Raw genomic sequence first — 8,049 nt, 5'->3', positions numbered from 1 at the left:
TAGCCGGTGCTTATTCTGTCGGTAACGTCAAAACAGCAAGGTATTAACTTACTGCCCTTCCTCCCAACTTAAAGTGCTTTACAATCCGAAGACCTTCTTCACACACGCGGCATGGCTGGATCAGGCTTTCGCCCATTGTCCAATATTCCCCACTGCTGCCTCCCGTAGGAGTCTGGACCGTGTCTCAGTTCCAGTGTGACTGATCATCCTCTCAGACCAGTTACGGATCGTCGCCTTGGTGAGCCATTACCTCACCAACTAGCTAATCCGACCTAGGCTCATCTGATAGCGTGAGGTCCGAAGATCCCCCACTTTCTCCCGTAGGACGTATGCGGTATTAGCGTTCCTTTCGAAACGTTGTCCCCCACTACCAGGCAGATTCCTAGGCATTACTCACCCGTCCGCCGCTGAATCAAGGAGCAAGCTCCCGTCATCCGCTCGACTTGCATGTGTTAGGCCTGCCGCCAGCGTTCAATCTGAGCCATGATCAAACTCTTCAGTTCAATACTGCTTGGGTTTTTAAGAAACCCTAAACTTGGCTCAGCAATCTCAAATGACTATGTGATTTCTCGCATGGCCACTTGTGATGCTGATAATCTTTGTGACTATCAGTCCGTACTCACAAGCACCCACACGAATTGCTTGATTCGATTTGTTAAAGAGCGTTTGGCTAAGAGCTTTTCATCTCAACCGAGGCGCGCATTCTACGCTTTCCTCATTTGCTGTCAAGCGTTTATTTTGAAGTTTTTTGCGAGAAACTCGTTTAGCTTCAAACACTTGACTCGCTGCGATCGCTCGTAGCGGGAGGCGAATCATACAGCGTTTAAAACCGCTGTCAACCTTCATCTCGACCGCTGCCGATCATTCGATCGAAGCACTTCCGATACTACCTGAATTACTCAACTCTTTGATTATCAAGGAGTTTTGCGCTTCGACCACCTCGGAATTGGGGCGCATTATAAGGGCATTTGAGACCGCGTCAACCCTTGAATTCGAAGAAAGCCGAATATCGCTGAAAAGCAAAGCGGGGCGGCCTGACGGCCACCCCGCTTTCATCAGGACCACACCCCTTCATAGCACGCCGGTATCGCGAAGCCGTCGCACCTCATCTGCATCCAACCCCAGCACGTCTACCAGCACCGCATCGGTATGCTCACCCAGCAGCGGCGGCGCCCGTCGATATTCCACCGGCGTCTCCGACAGGCGAATAGGGCTCGCCACCTGTGGCACGCTACCCGCCAATGGGTGTGGAATGTCCACTGCCAGCCCACGCGCGAGCACCTGCGGGTCCTGGAACATCTGCGCCAGGTCATTGATAGGCCCACACGGCACCCCGGCGGCCTCCAGCTGGCTCACCCACTCGGCCGTGGTCTTGAACACCGTGGCCTGACGGATCAAAGGGATCAGTTCCGCCCGGTTGGCCACTCGCATTTTATTGGTAATGAAGCGCGGATCGTCTGCCCATTGTGGTTGCCCGGCCACCTCGGCAAATTTGCGGAACTGGCTGTCGTTACCCACGGTAAGGATGAAATCGCCATCCGCCGTCGGGAAATCCTGGTACGGCACGATATTCGGATGCGCATTTCCCAGGCGACGAGGCGGTACACCTGTGGTCAGGTAGTTCATCGCCTGGTTGGCCAGGCAGGCGACTTGAACATCGAGCAATGCCATGTCGATGTGCTGGCCTGCCCCGGTCTGCTCCCGGTGGGCGAGGGCAGCGAGAACCGCCACGGTGGAATACAGCCCGGTCAGGATGTCGGTCAGCGCCACCCCCACCTTCACCGGCCCTGCGCCTTGCTCACCCTCCGGGCGGCCGGTCAGGCTCATCAGCCCACCCAACCCCTGGATCATGAAGTCATAGCCGGCGCGCTTGGCATAAGGCCCGGTCTGGCCGAAGCCGGTGATGGAACAGTAGATAAGCCGCGGATTGACGGCTTTCAGGCTTGGGTAGTCCAGGCCATAGGCAGCCAACCCACCCACCTTGAAGTTCTCGATGACGATATCGGACTTCGCCGCCAACTCACGCACCAGGCGTTGCCCCTCGGGCTGGGTGAAGTCGATGGTCACCGAGCGCTTGTTGCGGTTGGCCGACAGGTAATAAGCAGCCTCGCTGGTATTCTGCCCCTCGGCATCCTTGAGGAAGGGCGGCCCCCACGAGCGCGTGTCGTCGCCACTGCCAGGGCGCTCGACCTTGATCACATCAGCACCGAGGTCAGCGAGAATCTGGCCAGACCATGGGCCGGCCAACACGCGCGAAAGGTCCAGCACCCGCAGATGTGATAGCGCGCCCATGGGCTGGCTCCTTATCAATAGAAGGCCTGGATACCGGTTTGCGCGCGCCCCAGGATCAGCGCATGCACGTCATGAGTACCCTCATAGGTGTTGACCACCTCAAGGTTGACCAGGTGACGGGCCACACCGAATTCATCGGAAATGCCATTGCCACCCAGCATGTCACGCGCCATGCGGGCGATATCCAGTGCCTTGCCGCAGGAGTTGCGCTTCATGATCGAGGTGATTTCCACTGCAGCCGTGCCTTCGTCCTTCATCCGCCCAAGGCGCAGGCAGCCCTGCAGCGCCAGGGTGATTTCGGTCTGCATGTCGGCCAGCTTTTTCTGGATCAGCTGGTTGGCCGCCAATGGGCGACCGAACTGTTGCCGGTCCAGGGTGTACTGACGCGCGGTGTGCCAGCAGGCTTCGGCGGCACCCAGCGCACCCCAGGAGATGCCATAGCGCGCCGAGTTCAGGCAGGTGAACGGACCTTTGAGGCCGCGCACCTCGGGGAATATGTTGTCTTCCGGTACGAACACATTGTCCATGACGATTTCGCCGGTGATCGAAGCGCGCAAGCCAACCTTGCCGTGGATCGCCGGTGCGCTGAGACCTTCCCAGCCCTTTTCCAGGACAAAGCCGCGAATATCCCCCTCGTCATCTTTGGCCCAGACTACGAACACATCGGCGATCGGGCTGTTGGTGATCCACATCTTGCTGCCAGTCAGGCGGTAGCCGCCGTCGACCTTGCGTGCACGGGTAATCATCGAACCCGGGTCGGAGCCGTGGTTAGGCTCGGTCAGGCCGAAGCAGCCGATCCATTCGCCGCTGGCCAGCTTGGGCAGGTACTTCTGCTTCTGGGCCTCGGTACCGAATTCGTTGATCGGCACCATCACCAGCGACGACTGCACGCTCATCATCGAGCGGTAACCCGAGTCGATACGCTCCACCTCGCGGGCGATGAGGCCATAGCACACGTAGTTCAGGCCACTGCCACCATATTGCTCGGGAATGGTGGCGCCCAGCAGCCCGACCTCACCCATTTCACGGAAGATCGCAGGGTCGGTCTGCTCATGACGGAAGGCTTCGAGCACACGCGGCGCGAGCTTGTCCTGGGCGAACTGATAAGCGCTGTCACGCACCATGCGCTCTTCTTCAGTGAGCTGCTGATCGAGCAGCAGCGGGTCGATCCAGTTAAAGCTTGCTTTACCGGCCATGAGTGAGATCCTCGAAATTGGGAGCAGTTTCTTGTGCCTTTGAGCCTAGGCCTGATCGGCTGCAGGGACAAACGAGGATTGCGCACCAATTAGTGATAATTTGTCACTTCGTAAATGGGCAAAACGCCTTATTGACAGCGTGACAAGTGAGGTTGACGTACATGCGGCGCAAGATTCCCAGTACCGCTGCGCTGGTTTGCTTCGAAGCGGCGGCGCGCAACGAGAGCTTTACCAAAGCCGCCCAGGAGCTCGCCCTGACCCAGGGGGCTGTTTGTCGGCAGATAGCGGGCCTGGAAGCTTTCCTCAATGTGGAACTGTTCCGCCGCTCGCGGCGTGGAGTGAAACTGACCGAAGCCGGCCTTTCCTACAGCCGCCAAGTGGCCGCCCAACTGGATGCCGTCGAGCGCGACACCTTGTCGGTGATGCGCCAGCAGGGCGCCAACGTGATCGAATTGGCCGTGGTGCCTACCTTCGGCACCCAGTGGCTGCTCCCGCGGCTCAAGGATTTCCAGCAGCGTCACCCAGAGGTCACGGTCAACCTCACCAATCGCACCCGGCCTTTCCTGTTTGCCGACACGACCTTCGATGCAGCCATCTACTTTGGCGATGGCGACTGGTCCGGCACCCAGTCGCACCGGCTGATGGGAGAAAACCCGGTACCGGTATGCAGCCCGGCGCTGCTGCACGGCCAGGGTACGCTCGAGCCACAACGGATTGCCCAGCTGCCGTTGCTGCAGCAAAGCACGCGCCCCTATGCCTGGCGCCAATGGTTCAGCAGCATCGGCATGAACGTGGAACGCGACATGACAGGCCCGCGCTATGAACTATTCTCGATGCTCGCCCAGGCGGCCATGCATGAAATGGGCATTGCCCTGATTCCGCCATTCCTGATCCAGCGCGAGTTGGAGGAGGGTAGGTTGGTGGTCGCTAACAGGCATGCCCTCAGCAGTGACAAGGCCTACTATCTGATGATTCCGGAGCGCAAGGTGGAGTCGGCTTCGCTGCGCGCTTTCCGCGACTGGCTGGTTGGCCAGGCCCAGGCCTACACAGCAAGAAGTTAGTTGAAGCGCTACAACCTGACTTCGTAGTCAATTATTTTAAACACCTACAGATGTATGTATTTGTCGCATAGACATAAACTGTTATGCGAGTGCAAAAATCCTGTTTGACCCGGCTTACTGCGCGGCTTTGCGGGTTATTTTGCGACATTCACCAAGCTGTAAGCGAATTGGCCAGAAATTTTTTGATTTTTTCTCCTAGTCTGCCAATAGCCCTTGCTTGACGGGCTGCAGCCTGACCGTTGCGACATACGGTCACAGGGTGACTTGTAGTTTTGACTTCGTTTCGCTCCAGAACCGGTTGAAGGCCCCTGGCTTCGTCTGCAAAATGCTTCGCCCGCCCGGGATTCGGCGGGCCGGCGCTCCACAGCCGCCCCAGCGCACCATCCGAAGTGTGTTGGCTTTTACAAAGACAAAAGGTCACCGCAGGAGAAATAGTCGTGCACATTGGTGTTCCTCTCGAGACGCAGACCGGTGAGACAAGGGTCGCTGCGACCCCCGAAACCATCAAGAAACTGATTGGCCAGGGCCATCAGGTTACCGTCCAACGGGGGGCAGGGCTCAATGCCAGCATTCCGGACAGTGCCTATGAGGCCGTGGGCGCTTCCCTTGGGAGCGCAGCCGATGCCTACGGCGCCCAATTGGTGCTCAAGGTGGTCGCCCCCAACGACCAGGAACTGGCCCTTATCAACAGCGGCAGCCTCCTGGTGGGCATGCTCAATCCCTTCAACAACGAGCTGATCGGCAAGATGGCCGAACGCGGCATTACCGCCTTCGCCCTGGAAGCCGCGCCACGCACCTCGCGGGCCCAAAGCCTCGATGTGCTGTCGTCGCAGGCCAACATCGCCGGTTACAAGGCAGTGTTGCTGGCAGCCCATCACTATCCACGCTTCATGCCCATGCTGATGACCGCCGCCGGTACCGTTAAGGCTGCGCGCGTGCTGATTCTGGGGGCGGGCGTTGCCGGCCTGCAGGCCATCGCCACGGCCAAGCGCCTGGGCGCAGTGATCGAGGCGTCGGATGTACGCCCGGCGGTGAAGGAGCAGATCGAGTCGCTGGGGGCGAAGTTCATCGACGTGCCGTACGAGACCGATGAGGAACGCGAGTGCGCCGAAGGCGTGGGCGGGTATGCCCGGCCGATGCCAGCCAGCTGGATGCAACGCCAGGCCCAGGCCGTGCACGAGCGCGCCAGGCAAGCGGATATCGTCATCACCACCGCGCTTATCCCAGGGCGCAAGGCGCCAACCCTGCTCAGCGCAGAAACCGTCGCGCAGATGAAGCCTGGCTCGGTGGTCATCGACCTTGCGGCAGCCCAGGGCGGCAATTGCCCGCTGACCGTCGCCGACCAGGTGGTGCAGCACAACGGCGTGATCATCGTCGGCCCGACCAACCTGCCAGCCCAGGTGGCTGCCGATGCTTCGGCGCTGTATGCACGCAACCTGCTGGACTTCATGAAGCTGCTGTTCGACAAGGACGGCGTGCTGGTCATCAATCTCGAAGACGACATCGTCGCGGCCTGCCTGATGTGCCGCGATGGCCAGGTCGTCCGCAAGAACGGCTAAGGAGCACGACAATGGAAGACATGCTGATTTCCCATGGCATCTACAACCTGATCATCTTCGTGCTGGCCATCTACGTGGGCTACCACGTGGTCTGGAACGTCACCCCGGCGCTGCACACCCCGCTGATGGCCGTTACCAACGCCATCTCCGCCATCGTCATCGTCGGCGCCATGCTGGCCGCCGCGCTGACCGTGACCCCGGCCGGCAAGCTGATGGGTACCCTCGCCGTGGCCCTGGCCGCGGTCAATGTGTTCGGTGGCTTCCTGGTCACCCGCCGCATGCTTGAGATGTTCAAGAAGAAAGCCAAGAACGAGGGGCAGAAGTAAGCATGAGCATGAATCTGGTAACACTCCTCTACCTTGTCGCCTCGGTCTGCTTCATCCAGGCGCTCAAGGGCCTGTCGCATCCGACCACCTCGCGGCGCGGCAACCTGTTCGGCATGATCGGCATGGGGATCGCCATCCTCACCACGGTTGGCCTCATTTACAAGCTTGGTGCCGAGCTGGCTACCGCCGGCATCGGCTACGTCCTGGTTGGCCTGCTGGTCGGCGGTAGCGCTGGCTCGATCATGGCCAAGCGCGTCGAGATGACCAAGATGCCGGAGCTGGTCGCCTTCATGCACAGCATGATCGGCCTGGCCGCGGTGTTCATCGCCATCGCCGCCGTGCTGGAGCCGCAATCGATGGGCATCGTCGCCGCGATCAGCGACCCGATCCCCACCGGTAACCGCCTGGAGCTGTTCCTCGGCGCGGCCATCGGTGCCATTACCTTCTCCGGTTCGGTGATTGCCTTCGGCAAGCTCTCGGGCAAGTACAAGTTCCGCCTGTTCCAGGGCGCACCGGTACAGTTCGCCGGCCAGCACAAGCTGAACCTGATCCTCGGCCTGACCACCATCGCGCTGGGCTTGCTGTTTACCTTCACCGGGCACTACAGCGCCTTCACCCTGATGCTGGTCCTGGCCTTCATCATGGGCGTGCTGATCATTATTCCGATCGGCGGCGCCGACATGCCGGTGGTGGTGTCGATGCTCAACAGCTATTCGGGCTGGGCAGCGGCCGGCATCGGCTTCTCGCTGAACAACTCGATGCTGATCATTGCAGGCTCGCTGGTCGGTTCGTCCGGTGCCATCCTTTCGTACATCATGTGCAAGGCAATGAACCGTTCGTTCTTCAACGTCATCCTCGGCGGTTTCGGCGGCGATACCGATGCTGGCGCGGCGCAAGGCTCGAAAGAGCAGCGCCCGGTGAAATCCGGCTCGGCTGACGATGCCACCTTCCTGCTCAGCAACGCCGACAGCGTGATCATCGTTCCGGGTTACGGCCTGGCGGTGGCCCGCGCACAGCATGCACTGAAGGAACTGACCGAGAAGCTGAGCCACAACGGCGTGACCGTGAAGTACGCGATCCACCCGGTGGCCGGCCGTATGCCCGGGCACATGAACGTGTTGCTGGCCGAGGCGGAAGTGCCTTACGACCAGGTGTTCGAGATGGAAGATATCAACGCCGAGTTCGGTCAGGCCGACGTGGTACTGGTTCTGGGCGCCAACGACGTGGTCAACCCGGCAGCGAAGAACGACCCGAAATCGCCGATTGCCGGTATGCCGATCCTCGAAGCCTTCAAGGCCAAGACCATCATCGTCAACAAGCGCTCCATGGCCAGCGGCTATGCCGGGCTGGACAACGAACTGTTCTACCTCGACAAGACCATGATGGTGTTTGGCGATGCCAAGAAAGTCATCGAGGACATGGTCAAGGCAGTAGAGTGACAGCCGCTACTGCAAACCAGCTGATATAAAGAAAGCCCCGGTCAGAATCTGCCGGGGCTTTTTTGATTGATCCGGATCAACGGCTCTACTTCAAGGCTTCTCATACGACCATGGTCGTGGGACGGCAAGGGGCGAAGTCTCTAGACTGCGCTGCAGTAGTTTCAGTAGCCCGAGAT

Annotated in this window: 6 protein-coding genes and 1 rRNA gene (1 of these 7 only partly in view); 4 read left to right on the top strand and 3 right to left on the bottom strand. The window is 59.7% G+C overall.

The features are described from left to right. The 3 genes from HU763_RS00615 to HU763_RS00605 all read right to left on the bottom strand — a co-directional run. A 16S ribosomal RNA gene (locus tag HU763_RS00615) occupies positions 1–503 on the bottom strand (it extends 1,034 nt beyond the left edge of the window). A 568-nt stretch (positions 504–1,071) separates the two neighbouring features. Then, positions 1,072–2,292 carry a CaiB/BaiF CoA transferase family protein gene (locus HU763_RS00610; RefSeq protein ID WP_186690189.1) on the bottom strand — a complete coding sequence of 407 codons (1,221 nt, stop codon included), beginning with the start codon at positions 2,290–2,292 and terminating at the stop codon, positions 1,072–1,074. Between the two features lie 14 nt (positions 2,293–2,306). Next, positions 2,307–3,488: an acyl-CoA dehydrogenase gene (locus HU763_RS00605; RefSeq protein ID WP_170027718.1), complete on the bottom strand. Its 1,182-nt coding sequence runs from the start codon at positions 3,486–3,488 to the stop codon at positions 2,307–2,309. Positions 3,489–3,649: 161 nt separating this feature from the next. On the opposite strand from HU763_RS00605, the gene HU763_RS00600 reads away from it, so the two are divergent. The 4 genes from HU763_RS00600 to HU763_RS00585 all read left to right on the top strand — a co-directional run bounded on the left by HU763_RS00600 (position 3,650) and on the right by HU763_RS00585 (position 7,873). Then, a complete protein-coding gene (locus HU763_RS00600) occupies positions 3,650–4,549 on the top strand; it encodes a LysR family transcriptional regulator (protein ID WP_186690191.1) in 900 nt (299 codons plus the stop codon). Positions 4,550–4,986: 437 nt separating this feature from the next. Further along, entirely contained in the window at positions 4,987–6,108 is a 1,122-nt protein-coding gene (locus HU763_RS00595; RefSeq protein ID WP_186690193.1) for a Re/Si-specific NAD(P)(+) transhydrogenase subunit alpha, read from the top strand. A gap of 11 nt (positions 6,109–6,119) precedes the next feature. After that, positions 6,120–6,434 carry an NAD(P) transhydrogenase subunit alpha part 2 gene (locus HU763_RS00590; protein ID WP_016484308.1) on the top strand — a complete coding sequence of 105 codons (315 nt, stop codon included), beginning with the start codon at positions 6,120–6,122 and terminating at the stop codon, positions 6,432–6,434. Between the two features lie 2 nt (positions 6,435–6,436). Continuing rightward, a complete protein-coding gene (locus tag HU763_RS00585) occupies positions 6,437–7,873 on the top strand; it encodes an NAD(P)(+) transhydrogenase (Re/Si-specific) subunit beta (protein WP_170027715.1) in 1,437 nt (478 codons plus the stop codon). Positions 7,874–8,049 lie beyond the last annotated feature (176 nt).

Source organism: Pseudomonas anuradhapurensis, assembly GCF_014269225.2.
In the GTDB taxonomy this organism is placed as follows: domain Bacteria; phylum Pseudomonadota; class Gammaproteobacteria; order Pseudomonadales; family Pseudomonadaceae; genus Aquipseudomonas; species Aquipseudomonas anuradhapurensis.
The sequence above is the reverse complement of the archived record's forward strand: the minus strand, read 5'-3'. Positions and strand labels throughout refer to the sequence as shown.

Excerpts from the sequence above, each read along its gene's own strand:
- HU763_RS00585 (WP_170027715.1), top strand. The coding sequence starts at position 6,437 with ATGAGCATGAATCTGGTAACACTCCTCTACCTTGTCGCCTCGGTCTGC.
- HU763_RS00605 (WP_170027718.1), bottom strand. The coding sequence starts at position 3,488 with ATGGCCGGTAAAGCAAGCTTTAACTGGATCGACCCGCTGCTGCTCGAT.
- HU763_RS00600 (WP_186690191.1), top strand. The coding sequence starts at position 3,650 with ATGCGGCGCAAGATTCCCAGTACCGCTGCGCTGGTTTGCTTCGAAGCG.
- HU763_RS00590 (WP_016484308.1), top strand. The coding sequence starts at position 6,120 with ATGGAAGACATGCTGATTTCCCATGGCATCTACAACCTGATCATCTTC.
- HU763_RS00610 (WP_186690189.1), bottom strand. The coding sequence starts at position 2,292 with ATGGGCGCGCTATCACATCTGCGGGTGCTGGACCTTTCGCGCGTGTTG.